Here is a 25,346-nt window from a genome sequence, read left to right on the forward strand (position 1 = left end):
CCTTAACATCAATCAATCTACTGTAACTTTCACGTTGCTGTCGCTCGTTATTTTCGACTTGAAGGTGAGCGTCGTAATCTCTCCAGACCAGGAGGTTCCAGGAACAACATTCTGATCGATGGAAAAGGTGATTTTCCCGGGGGCATAGGTTGCAGTTAGATTAGAACCGGCAATTCTTCCATTCGAGAGATCACTGGCCGGAGTGAAATCATATAAGTCGATCAATTCAAGCTCATCGGGATTATAGGTCACTACAAACTCCAGTTCACTGAAATCCTGTACATTCTGAGCCAGCAAAGTCAGACTAGCTTCCTTATCCTTCTTCACTTTAAGAACGTAATCCGGACTGGTGGTACTCTTCTGCAGGGAAGGGCTCCATGCAGTCACCCCAGTAGTATTCTTCGCTCTTACCCGGTACGTATGGGCGGTTCCTGAAGCAAGCTCGTTATGGAGATAGGTGATATTGTTACCAACATCAATTGTCTTCCCGTCTACTTCAAGCTGGTAGCCACTAGCCCCCTCCATCTTCTCCCAGCGCAATTCAATCGAGTTGTTTTGCGCAAAGCCCTCGATTTTGGAAGGAGAGTCTGGCAGGTTAGGTAGTGTAGAGAGCGCCAATACGGCCACCCAGTCTCCACGTTCAGTGCCTTGCTTCACTCTGATTTTATAGAGATGGTACTCTTCTGCCTGCAGTCCGGTATGATTGTAAATGGTATCCGCACCGTTATCCAATATTTTGCCGTCCACTTCTATTTCATATCGTGCATTCGCTGCAACAGTATCCCACGACAGAGTAATCGACTTATTCGTCACTACCGCTACTACATTGGTTAGGGATTCTGTGTTTATTCCAGCAGGCATAGTAGTCATGGTTACCGGTTTAGACCATTCGCTTGTTCCGCTAATATTAGCAGCTCTGATGCGATACGTGTGCTTGGAATCAGCAGCAAGCTGGTCATGCACGAACAGGTTATCCTTTACTGTGATTATAGTCCCGCCATCCACTTCAATATCGTAACTATCCGTATGAGGAACATTGTGCCATGATGCTGTAATCTGTCCTTCATCCGCTGTAGTCATGATGTTCGTGGGTACATCTGGTATTTCCGGATGAGTGGTCACGTCTAGAGGAGCGCTCCACTTACTTTTGCCTCCTATGTTAACAGCTCGAATTCGGTAAGTATGACCGCTCAGAGCCTCTAATCCTTCATGCGTATAGCTGGTCATCTGCTTGTTGTCGATAATTAGCCCGTCCACTTCAATCTCGTAGCCGCTGGCCCGTTCCATCTCCTCCCACTTCACAGTTACCGTATGGATATCCTGTACTGCAGATATCTTCGTGGGGGTCTCTGGCGGGTTAGGCCAGGTCTGTTGTATGGCAGCTGCGCTCCATTCACTCACCCCTCCTGCGTTACCGGCCCGCACACGATACGTATGCTCTGTGGAGGCTTCCAGATCTTTGTGCGTGAAGGAGTTCAGCTTTCCATTATCCAATACAACTCCATCTGCCTCTACTTCATACCGTGTAGCATGAGGAACCAGATCCCAGGTTAATGAAACGAACTTCTGCGAAGGAGCTGTCAATAGATTGAGTGGTGAAGCCGGCGGTTCAGGCAGTGTCATCTGAGTAAAAGCCTTACTCCAGCTCCCCGCACCTCCCGGATTGATAATTCTAACTCTGTAGGTGTGCTGAGTATTCGGTAATAATCCATTTTGCGTATATGAGGTGGAGGTTCCATTATTGATAATCGCTCCCCCTGTCTCTACCTCATAACCTAATGCACCTGCTGATGGCGGCCATGATAGCTTAATCCATTGCTGTGAAGCTTCCGCAGTAATCCCTTCAGGTGCAGCGGCTAATGTAGTTCCGGTTGCCGGACCTCCAAATGCTGTCTCCAGCCCTTCATTATTCCTTGCCTTCACCTGGAAGGAGTATGAAGTATTTGCTGTTAATCCGTTAATCACCACGGTCTTGCCAGACGGGGTAATCCATACAGGTGAAGAGGTGAGCGTACCGGATGAATTAACATAAGCAGTACCCATCTGAATTAAATATTGGGTTGAAGCGGCATTCTGATCATGAAGCTGCATTACTAGCGAGGTTTCACCATTTTGCTGAAGAGATAGTGATGGAACCTGTGCTCTCGTATAGACATTCTGCTCATGAACAGCGATATTCCCCACTTTATCTCTCGCTTCAATCTTCGTATACAATGCGGTATTGGAGGTTAATCCTGTTGCCGTAAAGCTTGGATTTGTGGTCCAGCCGCTCGACTGACTTCCCACTGTGTAACGATATGGAACGTTATCCAGCCCTGATATGGAATCTGCCGCTGTTCCCGATACTTGAACCTGTGAATCTGAAGAAATAATATTGATATTTCCAATCACAGGTGGTGATTTATCTACAACGATGGTAACCGAATTCTGGGTGGTGACTTTTCCGTCGCTGGCGGTAAAGCGGATGTTATGGCTGCCTTCGTACAGATTTGAAGTGTTTAATACGTTGAATGAAACAGTTTGGCCTGATGTTGTATTCGTTACTGCTTTAACCTCTCGAGGCTCTGTGTCGGAATCTAAATAGTATTTTATTTCAAGTTGATCCCCATTAGGGTCTGCAACTCTAACTAAGGGTATGAAATTGGAGCTTCCACTTATAAATTGATTGCTTGAATTCAAAATATCAAGGGTAGGCTCACTATTCGGAACAAGATCAATTTCAAAATTTCTTCTTCCATAAAATTCTTTATCTCCCTGCCAGTTGTATCCATCACTAAAAGTTTTCGAAAAAAACGCACTCCATAATAGTTTTGTTGGAGGTTCATCTAACTCCATTTGAATTGGATTTATAACACCTGTGCTAGCATCAATAATTGCGTCAATAGTACGATAATTACTACTATGGACAGTTTCATAAGAGGCTTTAACCAGTTCATACGATAAATACCCATAACCGTCTTGGTTAGGATGTTTTAATTGCATCCGTGCAAACATATTAATAAATGTAGAAGTGTTATAATACATGGTGTCGGTATTGAGAGACATTTTTAAATTGTATTGAGCCGGAACTACTCTAAGGGACATTTTTTTTGTCAATTTATTATATTGAATATCAGTTATAACTGTCTCTTGAAAATCTCCGGATAACCATCCATGCGCATCATATGTAATAATTTCAGATTTCTCATACCAAGCAGGAATACGCACATCCGCATAGGAAACAATATCAGTATTTGAAGCCTTGACAACTTCATTCCCTGGAAACAATCCCGAAATAAGGATAATTAACATTAATGCCATGAAAATAGTAATAGATTTTAAGAATATATTTTTCATAGTTTTCCACTCTCACCTCTATAAAATCTACTCTATGGTATAGGTTACTTTAGTAAATTGATTCGTCTTCGCATTGAAAATAATAGTGTTCATCGCAGCCTTATTGCTCATTTGTACGCTGAAGACAATTTTCCCCGGTTCAAACTGGATTACATTCACTGGTGTGCCTGCAATACCGCCAGTCCCAAGCTCCATGTCCGGAGTCTCTGCCCGCAGATCCATCACCTCAAGATCATTGGCATTATACGTGACCGTAACTCTGCGCTCAGATTTGTCACTTTTATAAGGGATGATCATTACAAAATTGAGCTGAGTATCCTTTTCCGGCTTGATTGTTACTGCAGGAGTCGTTGTTTTCTTCAAAATCTCTGACCAGTCGCTCGTCGCTCCTGCATTCTTAGCCCGAACGCGATAAGCGTGCATTGTATTGGGCTCAAGTCCGCTATGTTTGTATTCCAACTGGTTGGAATTTGAAACGACTTGTCCATCTATCTCCAAATCATAGCTGGACGCGCCATTCACGGAATCCCAGGCAAGCTGAACGGAATTCACCGTCACTTCACCTCTAAGATTCTTAGGCACCTCTGGTGCTGTAACACCAGTAACAATGGTAGTCCATTCACTCCAATCGCTGACGGCCTGAGTGTTCTTGGCCCGTATCCGATAATTGTGCTTGGTGTTAGGCAACAAACTGGTATGCGTGAAAGCCATCTTGCTGCCATTGTCAATAATTGTACCGTCCGCTTCAATTTCGTAGCCGGTAGCACCCTTAACTGAATCCCAGGATAATCGGATTTGATTGCTCTTGGTCTCCGTCTTTACATTTCCCGGAATCCCGAGCACTGTTGAAATCGTCAGAGGTTCGCTCCATTCTCCAAGAAAGCTTCCCTGCTTCGCTCTGACCCGATAATTATGCCAGGAATAGGGTTCCAATTCAGTATGCTTATAGGATAACGATTCTTCATTATTCAGAACCTCGCCATCTACCAGGAGATCATAGCCAGTCGCACTCTCTACCTTGTCCCACGTAAGTTCAATACTTGTATTCTTGGCTAATGCCTTCAGATTAGATGGTTTGCCGAAGGTCGTGGTTACAGTTACGTATCCGCTCCATTCGGCTGCTCCTGCCGCATTAACAGCTCTTACTCTATATTTGTGCGTGGAGAAGGGTGCCAGCTTCTTGTGGATGTAGAGGTTATCCGAAATGTTGCGAATCGTTGTCCCATCCAGTTCAATATCGTAACTCAGGGCACCTGCAACTATGTCCCACGTTATGGTGATTTCGTTGCTATTCGCTGTAGTCTGAATATTATTAGGAACTCCCGCATGAGTAGAATAAACAATTGTTTGGGTCCAGCTTCCGACTCTGTTCTCATTCTTGGCCCGCACTCTGTAGGTATGCTCTGAATTCAACGGGAGCTGTGAATGAGTGAATTCAAGCTTCATTTCATTATCCAGCACGTCCCCATCTACCTCGATGTCATATCCTGTGGCCCCGGCCACTTTATCCCAGGTCACATGAACTGAGGTTCCTTCGACTTGCGCTATAAGGTTCTGGGGAACTCCAGGCGAAGTGTACACTGTAATGGGATCGCTCCATTCACTGATTCCATCATCGTTCTTAGCCCGTACACGATAACTGTGCTCGCTGTTAGATTGCAGGTTGTCATGTATATACGAATGATCCATGATGCTATTACTAACGGTTCCGTCTATCTCCAAATCATACGAGGCAGCCCCTGATACAGCATCCCAGTTCAGATGAACAGACCGCTCGTCTGCTGTTCCCTGCAGCTTGGAGGGTACTCCAACCAGAGTAGTCTTCGTAACCACTTCGCTCCATGCTCCTGCTCCGCTGCTGTTCACCGCCCGGATACGGAATACTTTGGGCATGTTTGGATTCAGATCATTCTCCTGGTAAGTTAGCACCGGTCCTATATTCTTCGTGCTGTTATTAACCTCTATTTCATAACTGGAGGCTCCGATGACCGGCTCCCATTCAAGAGTAATGGTATGGCTTGTTGCATTCATTTGAATATTCAGTGGTGCAGCCGGTAAGGTCCAATAAGAAGAAGTTATTGACCACTCCCCTTTGATGTCGCCACTGATTGCCCGAATACGATAGAGATGTTCTGTTCCCGGACTAAGCTCCTCCTTGGTAAAATCAGGTTCACTGCCAAGGACGGCAACCTCCTTATCAAATTCCACCTCATATCCGTCCGCATTGAACAAAGAAGGCCAGCCCAGTGTAATGGCTGAGTCTGTTGCACTTGCATTTACTGCTGGTATAGAAAAAGGTCTTAAAGATGCAGAGGGTACCACTTCACGAATCTGCTGCTCACTCTCCCACAGTAAGCTGGCCTGAGGATTCCCCATGTCATTCGCGTATTCCATCTTCAGATCATATTTTTTACCGGCTTCAAGCTGGATGGTCCCTTGCTCCACATGCTGCTTCGCTGTCCAGGCATCGACCAGGAGCTGATCATTCACCCAAAGTCTGACTCCACCTGACGTTTTAACCGAGAAAGTATATTGGTCTGTATAGTTAGGTTGAATCTGCCCAGTCCATCTAACGGAGAAGCGCTGGTCCGCTACTCCCGGCACACCCAGAAGAGGCTGACCTGATAGAGAGATGGTATCATCAACCTTCACTGCCTTCTTGCCCGTAAAATCTTTACTGCTGTAATACTCAGCCTTAAGGCCGGACAGAACATACTTCAATAATGTACGTCCTGCTTGCTCATTCCCCGTGTGAATTACAGGTCTTTGATTCGAGATGACATTGCCGCCAACTGCAAATAATCCGCCTGTATTGATATTCAAATGATTATTTATACTGACGTTGTCCCGGACGAAGAGGTCTCCTTGGGCTACATTAAGTTCTGCCCTTGAGTTATTGGATACCACTTCTCCTACAGACATTTCTTCGTCTACATTCATAGTTACCATAGTATTGATATTCATATTGCCTTGTACTACTACCCGTTTCGCGGATAGATCGAGCGAGCCATTGTTATAAACCAAAGAACCTGCAAACAATTCATTATCTACATGCACATTGGAATTATTATTCAAATGCACAGTCCCCTGTACCCATAGGTTACCAAGATTCTCATCTGGTGCAGGGTTGATAACATTAACATCCAACTCAGTATTTGCATTTAATCCTCCACGGAGGATTAACGATCCGTAAACTGTTATATTCAGACTCCGGTTCGTATTGATGCCATCTGCGATTAAGATGACAGGCTGTTCTTCACTTCCGAACGAAACGCTTGATTCTAGATTCATCTGCCCAACTGCTATTATTGCAGGCTTGTTGCTGTTTGAGCGGATAGAGCTTTGAATCGTTTCAATATCAGCATTTCTTATTGCCACTGCATTTTTGCTAACCTGCTGTATTTGTTGTCCGATGGATTCTATTTGTTCGCGGATATGCCGGGAGATCTCTCCCTGCAGACCATTTACCCTGATAAACGGCGGAGCGTTATGTATATTGGTCATACTTCCAGACAGAAGAACTTTGTCTCCGGCAACCTTATTGGGTTCAAAAGGCAGGCGGATTTGAGGCGGGATCAAAGTGGGAGTGTATGTATTCATCAATGAAATATCTATGCTATTTAGAGCAGTCTCAATTCCAGTAGCATTGATTTGACTTAAAGTCAGTCTTCCATCTTCAACAGCAACCTTCTTCTTGATCGTTTTATACTGCCCTGCTTCAAGAGACAGTCCCTCCATCAATTTGACATTCTCTACGGCAAGTGAATTGTTGCTGCTGTATACAGAGTCACCTACGGTTACTGAGACTTCATAAGTACCATTGTCTAGCGCAATTTCCCACTTCCCATCCGGATGGATTCGTGTCAGGCTGCTTATGCTGGAGTCGTCGTATGTATCTCTTGAGACGGTTGCATCAGTATGATCTATGTTCCAGCCGTAGGAGTATTGGTTTTTGACGCTAAAAACGGCTCCAGAATCTGCAAGCTCCCCTTCCTGTACGGGAGTTTCTGCGGGCTGAAACCGGATTTTGAGCATACTGTCCTGTGCGGAAATTTTCATCCCTGAGAATTCCATAAAAGGGGCGAGAAATTGAGCCAGAATAATAAAACACAGTACCTTACATATCAAGCTTTTCCTATTTGTCATAAAAGACCTCCGCTCAATTAAAAAATCATTTAAAAAAGGGCGCAAAAAAACCACCGGAAAGAGCGGCCCGGCTGCCATTCACAGAGGGGTGTCCCCCTCCCTGTGATAAGGCCCGTGGCTTTGCGTCCCTGACTTTCGTACAGGTTTGCCTTTTTAGTTCTAATGGTTAATTCAAGAGAAATCATGTGTAATTCACTTCAATTACAATCTGTACTTACCTTGGCAATAATACCCTATATTTGAATCATATAATATTGTTATTTTTGTGAACATTCCAATTCAGCAACCCCCGTACCACCACCCAGCTCCCCAGCGGCGCGGCACCCAGCAGCAGCATGAGCAGAGTAATCGTCTGCGGGGACTGGTCCAGCGACAGTACGGCGATGAAGATCAGCAGGCCGAGGAGGCGGCCGCTCATCAAGCTAAGCTCCCTGAGCACTACCAGCTCCACGCGTTTGCCGGCGCTCTCCTCGGACACTCCCATCAGGTCGAAGCTGGTGGACAGCATCGGCAGCATGTAGAGCGGCAGGCAGAGCGAGGTCCCGATTCCCATGATTAGGAGGGTGGTGAAGCTCACCTTCCACAACAGCGGAAGAAGGAAGGCGATGAGCAGCAGGCTGCCAGCCAGCATACCGCCGAGCCGGGCACGGGGTTTGAACCATCTGCCGGCCGCATAATAGCTGATCAGGGAGACGGCGGAGGTCAGCAGGGCGAACTGTCCCAGCTTGCTCTCCTCCTGTGCTGCAATGTAGACGAGCAGACCGATGAGGAAGGAGAATACGCCTTCCCGGATGCCCTGGAACACTAGCGCTGCCGCCACTGGACGCCAAGAGCTGCGTCTGCGGGTAAGCTCGCGCCAGGGCTCCAGCCAGAGATAGGCTTCGCCGCGCGGCCGCTTGCGCAGGCCGAAGCTGAGTATAGCAGCAACCCCGTAAATACAGAGCGACAGTATAAATACCATGCGGTATCCCTGCCCGCCATGCCAACGGGAGATCATCCAGCCGGACACCCAGGGTCCGGCTATTCCCGTCAGGGAACCCAGCAGGCCCATCCACCCGTTATAGTAATCGCGGTTCTTGGCATCCGTAATCTCGAAGAAAACAATATTGAACGCCAGCCAGTACAGCCCGATGGATAGCCCGAGGACCCCGCCCAGCGGCCAAATGTAATGAATCGCGTCGCCCCGCAGCCACAGCACCAGCAAATAAAAAAAGCCCGATACGGCAATTCCCAGCCGTAGGGCATTCATTGTGTTACGCTCTTTCACCCACTTGCCGCCCAGCCAAAAGCTGAGACCCACGGCAAGCTGCTGGGCCACGGTGAACCAGCCGATCATGGCGAAGTTCTGCCGGCTTTTCCACAGATATACGTTGAGGAACGTTCCTGCAAGCACTGTAGCCAGAAGGTATAGCCCGCCTACAGCCAGCAGCAGCGCCGCCTGTCCCCGTTCTGAACCTCTCATGCTTAGCCCTCCCTGCTCGTCCTTAGACACTTCATCTATCCATATCATGTCCAGACGGCAGGGAAAGCATGAATCCGATCTTTATTCGGCTGAGGTGCTGAGATTGCGGACAAGCTGGATGCGGTCTTCCTGCGCCAGGCTGTGCTGCACATGGAAGCAGGAAGGACAGACGTACAGATTCAGCGCAAAAGGAGGCTTCAGCACAGCTGCACCGCCCAGCGCTCCCGGCGTTGCCGGGGTGAACCCGTCCACCTGCTGCGTACCGGAGTGAAGCATCAGCTCATGGCATTGCGGACATTCCGGCGCTTCCAGCTGGGCAGCCAGAATAGCGGAGACCTTGTCCTCATAACGCTTCAGATCATAGTCATCGCCGAACTGGCCCAGCGTACCCCATACAGGCACCACGCTATCCTTGTCGTCGTCATCCCACAAATCATCGTCGCTGATCTTTTCCTCCCTGGAAGCTTCCTGTGTATCCGGCTCTTCATCCTCCAGATCCTCTGCACCTATCGTCACTGTGCGGTATCCGCTAAGCTCGTTGTTGCAATGAGGACAGGTATCTTCGGGTCCAAACTCCTCATCCCATACTATCTCGGTATGGCACCATGGGCAAACTGTTGTCTCCATCTGTATAATCTCCTTCGTTCCTCACATTCGGTTCAATTTACCGTTAAATATATAATGCCGGCCGCTAGAAATGCCAGGGCGGAAATAAACAAAATCCGAACCAGAATCTTCATCATTCCTGCCCCCTATTCAGAATATGGCCGCGCCGATAACATAGGACAAGGATATGGAGAGCAGCATAGCTGTCAGTCCTACGGCCCGGTTATCCGCAGCAATCTCTTCATCAATTGAAAAGACCGGAGTAAAAAACTCGAACAGGAAGTAAGCCAGCAGCAGCAGCAAAAAGCCTACAACCGACCATTTCATCGTCTCATAGATTGATGCCCCCGCTTCAATGCTGAAGCGTAAGATGTTGCAGATTCCGAAGATTTTGCCTCCGGTTGCCATGGCTACGGCCACATTCCCCTTGCGGATCTCTTCCCAGCAGTTGTATTTCGTCACCATTTCGAAGAAGGACAAAAATACGACCAGCCCCAATATGGCGACAGTGAAGTAGCCTAGCAGCGCCCCCAGCGGATGTTCCAGCAAAAGATCAATATTATCCTGCACACTTTTCCCTCTTCCCTGCCGGACTATGGGCGCTACTCCAGTTCAGCTACCGTCACACCCGCGCCGCCTTCATTGTAGTTCCCGAGCCGATAGCTTTTGACATGCTTGTGCTTGCGGAGGTATTCCTGTATTCCTGTCCGCAGGACTCCCGTCCCCTTGCCGTGGATAATGGAGATCTGCCCCAAATTGCCGAGAAAAGCTTCGTCGATGAAGCGGTCGGTCTCCATTATCGCCTCCTCCAGGTTCGCTCCGCGCAAATCAAGCTCATTACGGATATTCTCATCACGTGTACGCTTGACCGTTGTCGCCCTGCGCAGAGCCGGCGGAGGAGCATCCGGTGCGGAAGCCAGGAACTCCAGATCACTCAGATTGACCTTCATCTTCATGATGCCGAATTGTACAACAGCTTCCTTGGTGCCGCTCAGCTCAACCACAAGGCCCTTCTGATTCACATTCGCTACCTTAACTTCATCCCCTGGCTGAATCTTGCGCGGCGCCTTGACCGTGCTGCGCGGCACAGCCTTCTTACGCGGGGCAGGCTCTGCTTCATCCAGCCGGCGGCGCGCTTCGATCAGCTTATGCTCCTTGACGGACGCGCCTTCCTCCAGCGCCAGGCGGCGGAGGTCACTGATAATCTCCTCAGCTTCCTTGCGCGCCTTGGCCAGAAGATCGCTGGCATCCTTCTCTGCCTTCTCCAGACGTTTGTCGCGTGAGCCTTCGAGCTTCTCCAGCTCCTGCTGCTGCCGCTTGCGGAATTCCTCCGCTTCGCGGCGAATCTCTTCCGCCCGTACGCGTTCGTTCTCCGCGGTGAGGCGGTTCTCCTCAAGGGACGCAATCATATGCTCAACGCGCATATCTTCTTCCTTCACTTCGCCGCGCGCATGCTCAAGGATCGCACTTGGCATCCCGAGGCGTTCAGCAATAGCGAACGCATTGCTTCGTCCAGGTACACCGACCAGCAGCCGGTAAGTAGGACTCAGGCTCTGCACGTCGAATTCCATACTGGCGTTAATAACGCCTGCCCGTTCATAAGCGTATGCCTTCAGTTCACTGTAATGTGTAGTAGCAACCATCCGGGATTCCGTCCGGTGAATATTCTCCAGAATCGCTATCGCGAGCGCAGAGCCTTCAGCCGGATCTGTTCCTGCCCCGACCTCATCGAGCAGAATCAGACTCTTCGGTGTCATCCGCTTCAGAATGGATATAATATTCGTCATATGGCTGGAGAAGGTACTGAGGCTCTGCTCGATGCTCTGCTCATCGCCGATGTCAGCGTAGATCGCATCGAAGACACACAGCTGGCTGCCTTCCTCGGCCGGAATGAATAGACCGGACATGGCCATCAGACTGAGCAGGCCGATCGTCTTGAGGGTCACAGTCTTTCCGCCCGTATTCGGTCCAGTCACGATGATGGAGCGGTAATCATTGCCCAGTTCCACATCCAGAGGCACAACCTGCTCCGCCGGAATTAGCGGATGGCGGCCCTTGCGCAGGCGCAGGTATCCGCGGTCATTCATCCGCGGCTGGGTAGCCTTCAGGTCGCGTGCGAGCCGCGCCTTGGCGAAGATGAAGTCCAGCTCGCCGAGAATGTCGATATCATAAGCCATCTCCTCGGCAATATCGCCTACCAGCGCAGTCAGCCGGTGCAGGATGATCTCAATCTCGCGTTCTTCGCGCAGCCGCGTCTCCCGCAGCTTGTTGTTCATCGCCACAATGGATTCCGGCTCGATGAACAGCGTGGCTCCTGAGCCCGACTGGTCATGCACGATACCGCCGAAGTGGGCGCGGTACTCTGCCTTGACCGGAATGACGAACCGGTCACCACGGATCGTCACGAGCTGATCCTGCAGCATCTTCGAGACCGAAGACGAGCGGATCATCGAATCCAGCTTCTCACGGATGCGTGTCTCTCCCCCGCGCAGCTCGCGGCGGATGGCGGCAAGCTCCGTGCTCGCCGAATCCATCACATCGGCGTTCTCGTCAATACACATGCGGATGGCATCCTCAACATGCTTCTGCTCCGACAGCAGATCACTCTGCGCGAAGAGGGCAGGAATGCTCTCATCGTCATGCATGGCATTCAGGAACCGCTTGACCCGGCGGGCCCCGCCAATCGTGTTGCCTACCGCAAGCAGCTCTGCTGTGCCCAGCATCCCGCCAATTGATGCACGCTTCAGCGCAGGACGGATATCGGTCACGCCGCCGAAGGAGGGAATTCCCTTCAACCGGTCAACATTTACCGCCTCATCCGTAGCCTGCAGGAGCTTCTTCACCCCTTCGAAATCACCGGAAGGCTTCAGGAGCTCGGCGGTCAGCCGTCCCATCGGCGTCTGCGTATACTGCATCAATTTATTTAAAATCTTGCGATATTCAAGCGTATGCAAAATTTTGTCGTCCAATTACTGTCACAGCTCCCTTCATAGATGGAACCATTATACCTAATTTAGCCCATTTTCGCTATTTGGGTATGATTTCTGGGCATAGAAAACCGGCTTCGGGCCACAATAACAACGCACATATCCTTAAGCGAACGCCAAAGGAGGTTAGTTCATTGAGATTCTTAGCTCATGTAGTACGGTTCATAGTCGCTGCAATCGTGCTGATGGTGGTCGGCTGGATTGTTCCGCAGTTCACGGTCGGGGGATTCTGGAGCGCATTCATGCTTGCTCTGGTGATCGCGCTGCTCGGCTGGGTCGTTGAAGGCATTTTCGGCAAAAAAACAACGCCCTTCGGCCGCGGTATCGTCGGCTTCCTGGTCAGCGCTCTGGTTATCTGGATTGCCCAGTTTGTCGTCAGCGGAGTCAGTGTCTCGGTGCTTGGTGCCTTGCTTGCCGCACTGGTCATCGGGATCATCGACCTCTTCCTGCCGGTATCCACTCCGTTCGAGGCAGGCAAATAACTTACGCCAGGCCCGTGCAGACAATGAAACCCCCAGCTCCCGGTTTATATCGGAACTTGGGGGTTTTCTGTAAATTTATGTTCTTCACCGGAAGTAACCGCAGAGGTCACCACAGCATTTTTCCCGCTGCGCTTGGCTGTATAGAGCGAATCGTCCGTCTTGCGGAACAACAGCTCCTTGCCGTCTCCAAGCTGGTAGTGACATAGTCCGATACTGACAGTAATGGGCTTGTTCCCGGCATACGGATGGCACATGGCGGCAATGCTGATACGCATTTGTTCGACAGCAGCGTAGGCTTCCTGGAAGCTTTTATCCGTAAAAATCACTGCGAATTCTTCCCCGCCATACCTTGCCGCGAAGTCATTCAACCCGATCAGGCTGCCCATCTTGGCCGCCACCTCTTTCAGCACAAGATCGCCCACCCAGTGTCCGTATCTGTCATTGACCTGCTTGAAATTATCGATGTCCAGCAGCGCAAGCTGCAGCCTCAGTCCGTTGCTCTCACACTGCTCCAGCAGCGAATCCAGATACTCATGGAACGTCTTGTGATTATATAGGCCGGTTAACGCATCCATCTTCAGCAGCTTGTCCGAAATCGCCCGCTCTACCATCAGCTCCTGCTCCGACTTGGTGAGCTGCTCCAGATATTCGCGCGTCTCGCGGCCACGGAGGATCACAGCCTGCGCCATCAGGGCAAAAACAACATACACACACTCCACCAGCACAAACTCCAGCAGCGGCTTACCAAGCAGCGGCCGTTCAAGCCCGAAATAGATCCCCCCGTAGAATACAATGCTAAACGCTCCAAGCGAATACAGCAACCGCTGGTCGAAATAGATGAGGGCCAGCATAATCGGCATCATCAGCGTCATCTGGGCACCGTCTACATAAGGCTCAAGCACAAAATACATCAGATAGGAAACCATAAAGCTGCAGACTACAACCGCCTGCTTATGATAACGGAACGAGCGCCGCAGCCAGACCTCGGCAGAAGCCATTGTCAGGACAATCATCAGGTTGCAGACTATGAACACATGGCCTTTGCCGGGACTAAAAATCGTCTGCATCTGGGCAGAACGGGAGTACAGCATATACAGGAACTGGGCGAGCAGCAGACAGAGTACGATGATCCAGTAGCCATACAATATTCTCCGGTGCCATCTCTCTGCACTTTGCAACGCGTAATCTATAATGATCTGACTCCCCTGCTTCTAGTGGAATAATATGAAGCTTTAATTATATTAGGCTTAATTATAATTAATTTTAAACTATTTTGCATCATATTTTTGCAAAATTCGACAAAGTTTGCAGCTACGTTGAATAACGGTGGATAGAGTGTTTTTCATAGATTGATCAAGACAACTTGACCGATTTAGGCTATGCTAAGGTCAACTGTCCAAGTAGATGAGGAGGATGCATATGATCAGGAAGTCGGCTATTCTTTGTTCTATTCTTTTTGTGCTTCTGCTAACGGCCTGCGGAGGGAACAGCAGCAATTCTGATAGCGCAAACAACGCAGCTGCCGGGAGCAATCTGACGGCGGAGGAAGAACTCGTCATTACGGCCAGCAATTATAGCTTTGACCAGCCGGAGTACCATTTGAAGAAGGGTGTCCCTGTCAAAATCATCTTTGAAAATGAGAGCGGCAATCACGGCATTCTGATCCCGGAGATGAAGCTGCGGCTGGACGCCAAGAACGCCTCGCAGGTGGTGCTGCCCGAGGAAGCCGGAACCTTCGAGATGACCTGTGCCATCATGTGCGGCTCCGGCCACAGCGCAATGACCGCTAAGATTATTGTGGAATAAAGGGGGGATTAACAGAGTGGAATAACCCAGCTTCCGGCGGGCTCTGAAGGATTTATCCCTTTCGTTTGATCCGTCCGCCCACTTTCGGCGAATTCAGAGGGATTTATCCCTTTCATTTCCTCCGTCCGACCACTTTCGACGGAATCAGAGGGATTTATCCCTTTCGTTTGATCCGTCCGCCCACTTTCGGCGAATTCAGAGGGATTTATCCCTTTTATTTGATCCGTCCGCTCACTTTCGGCGGATTCAGAGGGATTTATCCCTTTCGTTTGATCCGTACGCCCGCATTCGGCGGATTCAGAGGGATTTATCCCTTTCATTTGATCCGTACGCCCGCATTCGGCGGATTCAGAGGGATTTATCCCTTTCATTTCCTTCATTCGCTCAGTTGGTCAACTTTCCAGTGACTCAAGGGCAATTGTGCAGCACTAGTGCACCTCATTAGCTCGTTTGGCCTGCACCCGACCCTTCACCTCAGTATTGGCACATTGTGTTCGGTTTTCCGCATACATTCGGCTCCCCCACCCCCGTACGACACATTGTCTCCACAGCCCCCTAAAGAAGTTGGAGTCCTCCCCCACAAAAATGTAGACTAGATATAGGAGGAGGATGAACGGTATGGGACACTTAACAGGAACAAGAGAGAAGGCTGCGCAAGAGGTGTTGTCTGGCATTAAGGCAGCGGTGGTTGCCCGAAAGTATGGGGTGACCCCATCGACGGTGAATCAGTGGGTGAGGGACTACCGAGAGATCCATGGGGAACAAGATCATCCGTATCCCCAGGAGCAGGTGGAGGAACTGAAGCGCCTCCTGGAAGTGGAGCAGAAATACGAGAAGGCCGTCAAGATCCTCGGCGAAAAGGAGTTAGAGATCGAGATTCTACGTGAACTGCTAAAAAAGCCAACCCCTGCTTATCCGAAAAAATCGAGGTAGCCGACCTATTCATTAAGCAGGGGAATACCGCAGCGTTGGTACTACGTCTCGTGGGGCTAGCAGAGTCTACGTATTACGACCGTAAGAAACGCAAGAAGCAGGTTGCACAGGCCGTATCCCAGGGGCGCGGAAGACCCGTACCCGGCTATTCCCTGACCGAGTCTGGAGAGAAGATTAGCGACGAGGAAATCCAGGAATGGCTGCTGGAATAATCGCTGGAGAGGAGCACGTGTACGGGTACAAACTGCTGGCCAAGTGCTTGTGGAACCAGCACGGGCTGAGGCTCAATCACAAGAAAAGCTACCGGCTGTGTCAGGCGCTGGATATCCTGCAGCCGCAGCGCCACAAGCGCTTTAAGCACCCCCGGAAGCTGCCGGAGAACCGAGTCATTACCGGGGCGGGCCAGCTCTGGCAGATGGACATTAAGTACGGGTACGTGGCGGGCCGTGACCGGCATTTCTTTGTCCTGAGCATTATCGATGTGTTTACCCGTGTTATCGTCGGCTACCACCGAGGATCGTCGTGTGAGGCCAAGCACGCCTGCCAGACGCTGGGACGCGCCATGGAGCAACACTGCGCCCCTGACAGCGCACGCCCGGTGATCCGCACCGACAACGGTCCACAGTTCGTCAGCCACCTGTTTGGCGACATGTGTGAAAGCTGGGAAATGACCCATGAACGCATTCCGCCTCGAACGCCGGATTTCAATGCTTTTATTGAATCGTTCCACAGTAATATTGATCGGGATTTGTTCCGTAAAGAGGCCTTCGACACGTTCGAAGAGGCCTATGAAGCGGTGGACCGGTACATGGACTTTTACAACAATCGCAGAATGCATACGAGCCTTCGGAACATGCCGCCAGCTACCTTTGCGGAGTGGGTCCTGACCCTGGAAGACCGCTCCCGCTTCTTCTGGCCGAGAGAAAAAGCGAAATAAAGAGCATATGTACAACAAGTACCGATTTTATACGGAGGACTCCGGGATAAGGGGGTCGCACCGTTGTGTTCGGTTTTCCGCATACATCCCGCCCGCTCGCCTCCGCCACGCCCAATGTAATCGGTTTTTCGACCTTATCCGGCCCGCTCGCCTCCGCCGCGCCCAATGTAATCGGTTTTTCGACCTTATTCGGCTCACACACCTCCGCAGCGCCGAATGTAATCGGTTTTCCGACCTTATCCGGCCCTCTCGCCTCCGCCGTGCCCAATGTGATCGGTTTTTCGATTACATTCGATTCTCGCACCTACGCGCACAACATATCGGACGAAAATAATGATTTTCTAGTCAGCAAATAAGCCGGAAGGGACAACATCCCTGCCGGCTTATTTGCTCTGTATGCTTAAGGGGCTGCTACACCCCTCCTCTTACTTCACACCCTTGCTGCGGCCTGAAATGTCCAGCCAGACGGCGATGACCAGGATCGAGCCTTTGACCACATACTGCCAGAACGACTCCAGTCCCATCAGCGACATGCCGTTGTCGAGCGAGGTCATGACCAGCGCCCCGATCAGAGCGCCGATGACCGTTCCGGCTCCGCCCATCAGCGAGGTGCCGCCGATGACACAGGCGGCAATGGCGTCCATCTCGGCCATATTGCCTGCGGTAATGGTCGCCGAGGCCAGGCGGGAGGTCAGCACGATGGCGGCGATGGAGCCGAGCAGGCCGCTGAGGATGAAGACCATCATCGTCTTGCGCTTGATGTTGATCCCGGAGAGCCGCGCTGCCTCAATATTACCGCCTATGGCATAGATATGGCGGCCGAAGGTCGTCTTGGTGGACAGGAAGTAGAAGATGGCCGCCAGCACAATGACGAAGATGATCGGGAACGGAATCCCTTTGTAGTTGTTCATCAAGGCCACGAAGACTACCACGAGCAGGGACAGTCCTGTTACCCTCGCGATATCCATGCCGAGCGGGGCGACAGTGAACCCGTATTTCTTGCGGGAGCGCCGCTTCGTGAACGCGCTATACAGCAGCAGAGCCACTGCGAGTACGCCCAGAATGATTCCGAAGCCTGAGGCAAAATAGGCATTGCCGAGCAGCGCCAGCACCGGATCAGATACCGGAATGGTCATTGATTCAGTCACGCCCATCAGCACCCCGCGGAACACCATCATCCCGCCGAGGGTGACGATGAAGGCGGGAATCATTTTATAGGCGACCAGCCAGCCCTGCACCAGACCCAGCACCGCACCTGCGGCCACGGTACCAAGAATGACCACGATAGCGGGCAGCTCCAGCCAGTTGCTGAGAATCGCCGCCATCCCGCCGGTCAAGCCGACGATGGAGCCGACGGACAGATCGATATGGCCCGCTACGATAACCAGCACCATGCCAATGGCGAGTATAGAGGTCACCGACATCTGCGTGAACAGATTGGACAGGTTCCGCGAGGTCAGGAAGGTCGGATTCAACGCGCCGAACAGGACCCAGATCAGAATTAATGCGCCAATCATCGTATAAGCACGCATATCCATTTTGCCGAACAGGGTACGCAAGCGCGATCCTCCGGCGGCCGGAACCGTTTCAGGTTCCTTAAGCTCTTTTTGCAGCTGCATCTCTATCTGCCTCCTGTGGCGGCCAGCATAATATTCTCCTGCGTTGCCTCGCGCCAGTCATATTCCCGTACCAGTTGTCCTTCGCACATCACCAGAATCCGGTCGCTCATCCCGAGCACCTCCGGAAGCTCCGAGGAGATCATTATAATAGCTACTCCCTGCTCTACCAGCTTGTTCATCAGATTATAGATTTCGTACTTTGCCCCGACATCGATGCCCCGGGTGGGTTCGTCCATAATCAGAATCTTGGGGTCACTCATCAGCCATTTGCCGATAACTACCTTCTGCTGGTTCCCCCCGGAGAGTGTGCCGACCAGTGTCTCCAGCGAAGCAGTCTTCGTCTTCAGATCCTTCACGTACTGCTCAGACCACTTGATCTCCTCATTCTCATTGATCACTCCGAGCCTTGAGACCTTGCCGAGTGTAGCCAGCGTCGTATTGCGCTTGACATCCATCCCCATGACCAGCCCCTGGCGCTTGCGGTCTTCCGTGACCAGGGCAATCCCGGCCTTGATCGCTTCGGCAATGGAACGGATCTTAACGGCCTTGCCTTCGATCAGAACCGTGCCTTCGCTTCTTCCGCCATACGCACCGAACAGGCTGCTGACCAGCTCTGTCCGTCCGGCCCCCATCAGCCCGGCAATGCCCAGAATTTCGCCCTGGCGGAGCGTAAATCCAATATCTCTAAGCACCTTCTGCTGACGCTTCTCCGGGTGCCAGACATTATAGTCTGCGACCTCAAGCACCTTGTCCCCGGGGGAATGCGGGACGCGCGGATAGCGCTCGGTCAGCTCACGGCCGACCATCAGCGATACCACCTGGTCGTCGTTCGTCGCCTGGCGCTCCAGGGTTGCCACCGTCCGCCCGTCGCGCAGCACGGTAATCGAATCGGCCAGTGCGAACACCTCGGGCATTTTGTGGGAGATATAGACACAGGTAACCCCTTCGCGCCGCAGCTGGTTCAGGATGCCCATCAGGATGGACACCTCGCTCTCGGTCAGCGCCGCTGTCGGTTCATCCAGAATGAGAATCCGGGTATGCTTGGAGAGCGCCTTGGCGATCTCTACGAGCTGCTGCTGGCCGATGCCCAGATTGCCGATCTTCGTATCCGGCGACAGGTTCAACCCCACCTTCTTAAGCCACAGCGATGCCTGATGGTACAGCTCATTCCATTGGATGGCCCCGCGCTTCACCGGCTCTGCCCCCAGAAAAATATTCTCGCCGACCGTCATCTCCTTCACGAGCGCCAGCTCCTGATGGATAATCGCAATACCGGCCTGCTCTGCATCGGTAATTTGGTGGAATGCCTTCTTCTCCCCGCCGATGCGGATTTCGCCTTCGTAGGTCCCCGCAGGGTACAGTCCGCTCAGCACCTTCATCAGCGTGGATTTGCCTGCGCCATTCTCTCCGCACAAGGCGTGAATCTCTCCTTGCTTCACCTTGAAGTTCACATGGTCCAGCGCCTTCACACCGGGGAAGCTCTTGCTGATCTCTACCATTTCAAGTACATCCATGCCTGCCGTTCCTCCTTCCTGCCCTCAAGCAGCAAGCAGATGCGGGTTCGCCACTGGCGCCGCATCTGCTTGCCGTACAGGCTGCCCTTATTGTTTCGGCCACTGGTCCTTCGGAACGTTCTTGTACACATCCTCCAGCTTGTGGAAGCCGTCCTTGATCAGCACATCCAGGTTATCCTTGTTGACGGCAAGCGGATCAAGCAGCACGGATGGAACATCAATTTTACCGTTGTTAACAGTCTTATCAGTTGAAATTGTCTCGCCCTTGGCAGCCGCCACCGCCATTTCCGCCGCCTTCGTGGCAATCGCGTTGATCGGCTTGTAGACCGTCATCAGCTGCGTGCCTTCGGCGATGCGCTGTACAGCGGCAAGGTCGGCATCCTGGCCGGATACCGGAATTTTGCCCGCCATCCCCTGCGCCGTAAGCGCCTGAATCGAGCCGCCCGCTGTTCCGTCATTCGCAGCTACCACGCCCTGTACATCATTATTGTTCGCGGTCAGCGCATTCTCCATATTCTTCAGCGCTTCTTCCGGCTTCCAGTCTTTGGAGAACTGGTCGTAGACGATTTTGATATCGCCCTTCTCTTCCAGCGGCTTCAGAATATTCATCGCGCCTTCCTTGAACATGTGGGCATTGTTATCGGTATCCGCACCGCCGATGTAGACGATGTTGCCTTTCGGAGCCTTATCAATGACCGCCTGGGCCTGGAACTCGCCGACACGCACATTATCGAAGGAGATGTAATAATCCACCTCGGAATTGTTAATCAGCCGGTCATAGGCAATGACCTTGATGCCTTCCTTATGCGCTTTATCCACAATCGGAGCGGTCGCCTCCGCATTATGCGCAATCACCACCAGGACATCCACACCCTGCGAGATGAGCTGCTCCGCCTGGCTGAGCTGGGTTGCATCATCTCCGTTCGCCGCCAGCACCTTCACTTCACCGCCAAGCTCCTGTACTTTTGCTGTGAAAATATCCCGGTCCTTCTGCCAGCGCTCCTCCTTCAAGGTATCCATGGACATGCCGATGACAATTTTGTCCCCGTCCTTGGCCGCTCCCGCAGTCTCCTTCTTCTCGTTGTCACCGCTTGAGACCACACCGCAGCCCGCCACCGATGCCGCCAGCACCATCGCCGCCAGCCCGAGGGAAACTATTCTTCCGTATTTTCTCACGATTGCTACGCCCCTTTTCGTCAGCCCTATATTTGATTGCGCTTACAAAAAAAGTGTAGCATGGAAAAACCGCCCCAGGAGCAGTGATTCCCTGCACTTATTTGCCCTCCACCCGCATTCTTGGTCTTGCCTGCTGTAATGTAATTCTCCGCCCCGGCTTTCATAGGATAAACCGGGGCAACAGCACAAAAAAGTCCTTGCTGCGCTCAGCAAGGACCCGGCTTCTCCTGCTGCTGGCGGAATTCGCTTGGCGTCATCCCCGCAGCCTTCTTGAAGACCCGGCTGAAATAATTCGGGTCCTTATAGCCTACTTCATAGCAGATTTCCTTCAGGTTCAGCTGATCCTCAGAGATCAGGCGTTTCGCTTCATTCATCCGCAGCCGTGTGACATAATCGATGAAGGTCTCTCCTTCATGCTGCCGGAATAATTTGCTGAAATAATGCGGGCTAAGGTTCACATATTCAGCCGTTTGCTCCATGGAGATATCCTCTTTATATTTCTGGCTGATATAGAGCAGCGCCCGCTGATGCACATGGGACCGGTGATGCTCCTGCTCCTCCTCCAGGCCATCGATCAGCCGCTCCAGCCAGGCCTCCGCGCTTAATCGCAAAGCATGCGGATCTTCCGCTGCATTCAGCGAAGCCAGCAGCTCCGCACCGGCCGTGGAGTGAACGCCTCTGGCCAGGAACAGCAGCAGGCCGGTTACCTCCCCGCGCACGGCGGACAGCGGCTGCTCCCCTCCCTGCTCGAAGGAGTCATACAGCAGGCTGAAGCGCTGGGCGGCCTCCTGCTTGCTGCGCTGGAGCAGGGCGGTAAGCAGCTTCTTCTCTTCATCCAGAGAGACCGCCGTCTGCCCCGAGCTCTGGATCATATCATCATAATGGTGCACACCGAATGAATGCTGGTGGTCCGCACATACGCGGACGGCTTCGCGGTAGGAACGGCTAAGCCCGTCCCAGCCTTCACGGATCGAGCCGATCCCGACGCCAAGGGGCAGGCCGAAGCGCTCCCGGGTATAGGTGCGGAGCCGCTCTCCCCAGTCCAGCGAGCTGACGCGCTGGGAATATCCGGTCCTCCCCGGCGGCAAGGGAATGAACAGCGCCAGCTGATGCCCGGCCAGCGGTCCGGCGAGGCAGCCCAGTCCTGTTTTGGCAAACTGCTTGATCGCCTCATAGATCTCCCGCTTGGACTGCCGGAATGTCTCCCAGCCCGTCTCCCCATGCCGGGGGAATGACAGGACCATTGCGTAGCCCTTGCTGAAGTGCAGCTCCAGCAGCCCGGCCAGCTGCTCCGGCTCCAGATCCTGCACATGCTCCAGCATCAGCATCAGGGTCAGCTCATTCTCGGCCAGCGGCAGCAGATGGGCCAGCTTTTCCTGGAGCTCCAGCTGTTCATTCCTGCGCGCCCGCGCCTCCTCTATGACCGCCATCAGCTTCCTCAGCACCTCCGCAACCTCTTCCCGCCGGGCCGGCTTCAGCAGATAGTCGCGCACACCCAGCAGCAGCCCCTCCTTGGCATACGCGAAGTAGTCATGGGCCGTAATCATCACAATCTGCGCCGCCGGTAGCTTCTCCCGGATCTGCCGCACCGCCTCCAGCCCCTGAATTCCGGGCATCTTAATATCCATGAAAATCATATCCGGCCGGTGCTCCTCTGCCAGCTGAATCGCTTTCCGCCCGTTCCCCGCATGCAGGAATTCGAATTTGTCCGGGATCAGATGCCGGATCATCAGCTCCAGCCCCTCCCGCTCCAGTGCTTCATCATCTGCGATCAGCAGCTTGTACATCGTTATCGCTTCCCCCTTCACTTCAGGTGAGTGCCTCTAGGCCGAGGTCCGGAAGGGCAGCCGGAACAGCACCGCCGTCCCCTGCCCTTCACTGCTGTTGATCTCGATGAGCTGCTGGCCGTCGAAGAATAAATGCAGTCTTTTAAAAACATTATGTGTCCCAAGCCCGGTAGACTGGCCCTTGCCGCTGGAATGCGGCGCCTCCTGCTGAATCGATCCCATCAGCCGGGCTACCGTCTCGCGATTCATACCCGCTCCGTTATCGCTAATCACAATCTCCACCTGCCCGCTGCGGTAACGGATGGACAGCGTAAGTATAGCCCCCTCCTCCATCTGCTCCAGACCGTGAACGAAGGCATTCTCGAAGATCGGCTGCAGCGTCAGACACGGCACCATCCCGTCCATCGCCTCCTCATCAATCTCCATCTCAAAAGCAATCCGGTCCCGGAAGCGGGCCCGCTGGATGTTGATATACTCGTTCACATGCTCGACCTCCTCGCGCAGCGGAACGGCCTGGTCCAGCTTTTGCAGATTATAGCGGAGCAGACGCGAGACGGATACGGTCAGATCACTGGTTCTCGCCGCCCCTTCAAGATACGCAAGCTTGGCGATGGAATTCAGTGTGTTGAACAGGAAATGCGGATTGATCTGGCTCTGCAGCATTTTCAGCTCCAGCTCCTTGACCAGCCGGTCCTTCTCCGCACTCTTGATGTTCTCCTTCATCAGCTCCTGGATATTATCGATCATCCCGTTAAACGCGCGGCACAGTATGCTGATCTCATCGTTACCCGCGCTCTCCGGCGCCTTGGTATCCATCCGTCCCTTCGAGATTTGCTTGGCCGTTGCCACCAGGCGGCGGATCGGTCCGGTAATGCTGCCGGACAGCCAGACCGCCATACAGATGCTAAGCAGCGCCGCGGTAATCACCAGCAGACTGCCCATCCGGTTCAGCTTCGCTGTCGTGGACATAATCTCGGCGTAGATCGGCTTATATTGGTCCAGCTCCAGATCGACCAGCTCCTGGGCCTCCTCGCGGATGAACCTTTGTGTCTGCTCCGCCTCGATATAGGCACCTGCCAGCGAATTCGCATCCTGTCCGTCAATCTCCGTGATCATCTGGCCCGCCTGCTCGACAAAAGTATCTATAAGGTGGCTGTAGTTCATCAGCGGAAGGCCGCTTCCCCCGATGGTATTCATCCCGTCCAGCCTGCTGCGCAGCTCCAGCACCGCGCCCAGATGCTTCTCCACCTCCGGGAAGCTGTCTGTATCCACCTGCATAATGAAGCGGTTCAAGGAGCGCATATTCTCGCCGACCTCATAGGATACCTCCTTATACAGCATGATCCGGTTCATCATCAGGTGGTAGCTCTCCTGCACATTCTTCCCGCTCTGGAACAGTACGAAGGAGACCGAGCTCATCAGCAGCACCAGCAGCGGAATGCAGATCAGCAGCTTCAGGCGGATACTCATAGGCTCTCTCCCTCCTGCACATTGGTCTTATCCAGCACCTTCACACCGGTATAGTACCTGGGCTGTAACTCAGCACCATTAAAATGCTCATGGAGCAGCCGGACCGCCATATTCCCCATCAGGTAGGGCTGCTGCGCAACAGTCGCTGTGATCGCTCCCCGGCTGATGGCATCCAGCGTCTCCGCCTGATTATCGAAGCCGATAATGGTCAGCGGCCCGCGCTTCAGGCTCCTCGATGCCTGCAAGACTCCCAGCGCGTCCGTTGAACTGGTCCCGACCATGACATCGATCTCCGGATGATACCGTAGCATATCTGCCGCCTGCTGGATCGCCTCCATATGCGAGATGTTGGAGCTGCGGACATCGACAATCTCCATGCCGCCGTAGTCCTTCACGATGTTCTTCAGCCCGTCCAGACGCTGAAGCTGGTTCTTGGCCAGCTCGCTGCCGATGATTACGCCTATTTTGCCTTTTCCGCCGGTCGTCTTCACTACCATGCGCCCCAGCGCCTCACCGGCAGCTACATTGTCAGTGCCCACATAGGCCAGTCTCCGGCTGGCCGGAGCATCCGTGTCAATCGTGATCACCGGAATCCCCCGGTTCACGGCCTTATCAATCACCGGCGTGAACTTCTCGTCGTTGAGCCCCTGGACGATGATGGCATCCACCTGGGCGGCAATCGCTTTTTCCAGCAGGCTGATCTGCTCCTCCATGTTATTGCGCACCGGTCCCGTGAATTCGATCTCTATCCCGTATTTCGCTGCGGCCTCCGCCGCCCCCTTCTCGACCATCTCCCAGTACGGGTGGTACCGCTCCTGCTCGATCAGCACAATATGATATCCGGGCTTGTCCTGACTGGGCTGGCCGCTTAATTCCTTGACAATATTGCCCATCCGGGCAGAATGGCGCGCGAAGCCTATAAACAAATATGACAACAGTATAAAAAGCACAATAACCCCAGCGCCGCTAACCCATTTCTTATCCATCCCGTTCACCTCAACCAACATCCTACCCCGGGTTGTAACCGGTTGCAATACTTATTATGTCAAGGGCACTTGTGCTCTTCATTGCAGCCTGGGCTCGCC

The 25,346-nt window shown here is 52.5% G+C and carries 20 protein-coding genes and 1 riboswitch; of the genes, 6 read left to right on the forward strand and 14 right to left on the reverse strand.

Annotated features, from left to right (window positions below; genetic code table 11):
* Window positions 1-12 precede the first annotated feature (12 nt).
* From MKY96_RS19890 to MKY96_RS19915, 6 genes are all read right to left on the reverse strand, one after another.
* A complete protein-coding gene (locus tag MKY96_RS19890; protein ID WP_340942633.1) occupies window positions 13-3,336 on the reverse strand; it encodes a fibronectin type III domain-containing protein in 3,324 nt (1,107 codons plus the stop codon).
* A gap of 27 nt (window positions 3,337-3,363) precedes the next feature.
* Window positions 3,364-7,560: a fibronectin type III domain-containing protein gene (locus MKY96_RS19895; protein WP_340942634.1), complete on the reverse strand. Its 4,197-nt coding sequence runs from the start codon at window positions 7,558-7,560 to the stop codon at window positions 3,364-3,366.
* Window positions 7,541-7,642: riboswitch (cyclic di-GMP riboswitch) on the reverse strand. Its footprint overlaps the gene before it by 20 nt.
* Window positions 7,643-7,726: 84 nt before the next feature.
* Window positions 7,727-8,944 carry an MFS transporter gene (locus MKY96_RS19900; protein WP_340942636.1) on the reverse strand — a complete coding sequence of 406 codons (1,218 nt, stop codon included), beginning with the start codon at window positions 8,942-8,944 and terminating at the stop codon, window positions 7,727-7,729.
* Window positions 8,945-9,025: 81 nt separating this feature from the next.
* Window positions 9,026-9,571 carry a hypothetical protein gene (locus MKY96_RS19905; protein WP_340942638.1) on the reverse strand — a complete coding sequence of 182 codons (546 nt, stop codon included), beginning with the start codon at window positions 9,569-9,571 and terminating at the stop codon, window positions 9,026-9,028.
* Between the two features lie 129 nt (window positions 9,572-9,700).
* Window positions 9,701-10,120 carry a DUF350 domain-containing protein gene (locus tag MKY96_RS19910; RefSeq protein ID WP_036696710.1) on the reverse strand — a complete coding sequence of 140 codons (420 nt, stop codon included), beginning with the start codon at window positions 10,118-10,120 and terminating at the stop codon, window positions 9,701-9,703.
* Window positions 10,121-10,152: 32 nt separating this feature from the next.
* On the reverse strand, window positions 10,153-12,519 hold the full coding sequence (locus tag MKY96_RS19915; protein WP_340942639.1) for an endonuclease MutS2: 2,367 nt from the start codon (window positions 12,517-12,519) through the stop codon (window positions 10,153-10,155).
* A 152-nt stretch (window positions 12,520-12,671) separates the two neighbouring features.
* On the opposite strand from MKY96_RS19915, the gene MKY96_RS19920 reads away from it, so the two are divergent.
* Window positions 12,672-13,019: a phage holin family protein gene (locus MKY96_RS19920; RefSeq protein WP_076083650.1), complete on the forward strand. Its 348-nt coding sequence runs from the start codon at window positions 12,672-12,674 to the stop codon at window positions 13,017-13,019.
* 44 nt (window positions 13,020-13,063) lie between these two features.
* Here the strand turns inward: MKY96_RS19920 and MKY96_RS19925 are convergent, their stop codons facing one another.
* Entirely contained in the window at window positions 13,064-14,197 is a 1,134-nt protein-coding gene (locus MKY96_RS19925; RefSeq protein ID WP_340942640.1) for a GGDEF domain-containing protein, read from the reverse strand.
* 241 nt (window positions 14,198-14,438) lie between these two features.
* Between MKY96_RS19925 and MKY96_RS19930 the strand changes: the two genes are divergently transcribed.
* Window positions 14,439-14,825, forward strand: coding sequence for a cytochrome C oxidase subunit II (locus tag MKY96_RS19930; RefSeq protein ID WP_340942641.1), 387 nt, complete (start codon window positions 14,439-14,441; stop codon window positions 14,823-14,825).
* A gap of 8 nt (window positions 14,826-14,833) precedes the next feature.
* On the opposite strand, the gene MKY96_RS19935 is transcribed toward MKY96_RS19930, so the two are convergent.
* A complete protein-coding gene (locus MKY96_RS19935; RefSeq protein WP_340942642.1) occupies window positions 14,834-15,205 on the reverse strand; it encodes a hypothetical protein in 372 nt (123 codons plus the stop codon).
* 238 nt (window positions 15,206-15,443) lie between these two features.
* Between MKY96_RS19935 and MKY96_RS19940 the strand changes: the two genes are divergently transcribed.
* The 4 genes from MKY96_RS19940 to MKY96_RS19955 all read left to right on the forward strand — a co-directional run bounded on the left by MKY96_RS19940 (window position 15,444) and on the right by MKY96_RS19955 (window position 17,051).
* Window positions 15,444-15,758: a helix-turn-helix domain-containing protein gene (locus MKY96_RS19940; protein WP_340942644.1), complete on the forward strand. Its 315-nt coding sequence runs from the start codon at window positions 15,444-15,446 to the stop codon at window positions 15,756-15,758.
* Between the two features lie 50 nt (window positions 15,759-15,808).
* Window positions 15,809-15,970 (forward strand): hypothetical protein, encoded by a 162-nt coding sequence (locus MKY96_RS19945; RefSeq protein ID WP_340942646.1) that lies wholly within the window; start codon window positions 15,809-15,811, stop codon window positions 15,968-15,970.
* The gene (locus MKY96_RS19950; protein ID WP_340942648.1) at window positions 15,955-16,695 is read left to right on the forward strand and encodes an IS3 family transposase; all 741 of its coding nucleotides are present in this window, start codon (window positions 15,955-15,957) and stop codon (window positions 16,693-16,695) included. Before MKY96_RS19945 ends, MKY96_RS19950 begins: the two co-directional genes overlap by 16 nt.
* A 65-nt stretch (window positions 16,696-16,760) precedes the next feature.
* Window positions 16,761-17,051, forward strand: a complete 291-nt coding sequence (locus MKY96_RS19955) for a hypothetical protein (protein WP_340942654.1) — start codon at window positions 16,761-16,763, stop codon at window positions 17,049-17,051.
* A gap of 69 nt (window positions 17,052-17,120) precedes the next feature.
* Here MKY96_RS19955 and MKY96_RS19960 read toward each other — a convergent pair whose 3' ends face one another.
* The 6 genes from MKY96_RS19960 to MKY96_RS19985 all read right to left on the reverse strand — a co-directional run bounded on the left by MKY96_RS19960 (window position 17,121) and on the right by MKY96_RS19985 (window position 25,247).
* Entirely contained in the window at window positions 17,121-18,314 is a 1,194-nt protein-coding gene (locus MKY96_RS19960) for a sugar ABC transporter permease (RefSeq protein ID WP_340942657.1), read from the reverse strand.
* Window positions 18,315-18,316: 2 nt separating this feature from the next.
* Window positions 18,317-19,828 carry a xylose ABC transporter ATP-binding protein gene (locus MKY96_RS19965; RefSeq protein ID WP_209878383.1) on the reverse strand — a complete coding sequence of 504 codons (1,512 nt, stop codon included), beginning with the start codon at window positions 19,826-19,828 and terminating at the stop codon, window positions 18,317-18,319.
* A gap of 87 nt (window positions 19,829-19,915) precedes the next feature.
* Entirely contained in the window at window positions 19,916-20,962 is a 1,047-nt protein-coding gene (gene xylF, locus MKY96_RS19970; RefSeq protein WP_340944654.1) for a D-xylose ABC transporter substrate-binding protein, read from the reverse strand.
* A 248-nt stretch (window positions 20,963-21,210) separates the two neighbouring features.
* Window positions 21,211-22,791: a helix-turn-helix domain-containing protein gene (locus MKY96_RS19975; protein WP_340942661.1), complete on the reverse strand. Its 1,581-nt coding sequence runs from the start codon at window positions 22,789-22,791 to the stop codon at window positions 21,211-21,213.
* A 36-nt stretch (window positions 22,792-22,827) separates the two neighbouring features.
* Window positions 22,828-24,261 (reverse strand): sensor histidine kinase, encoded by a 1,434-nt coding sequence (locus MKY96_RS19980; protein ID WP_340942663.1) that lies wholly within the window; start codon window positions 24,259-24,261, stop codon window positions 22,828-22,830.
* Complete coding sequence (locus tag MKY96_RS19985) at window positions 24,258-25,247, reverse strand: sugar-binding protein (protein WP_340942665.1); 990 nt, start codon at window positions 25,245-25,247, stop codon at window positions 24,258-24,260. The genes MKY96_RS19980 and MKY96_RS19985 overlap by 4 nt, the downstream gene beginning before the upstream one ends.
* Between the last annotated feature and the right edge of the window lie 99 nt (window positions 25,248-25,346).

The organism is Paenibacillus sp. FSL R7-0302 (genome assembly GCF_038006885.1).
In the GTDB taxonomy this organism is placed as follows: Bacteria; Bacillota; Bacilli; order Paenibacillales; family Paenibacillaceae; genus Paenibacillus_AQ.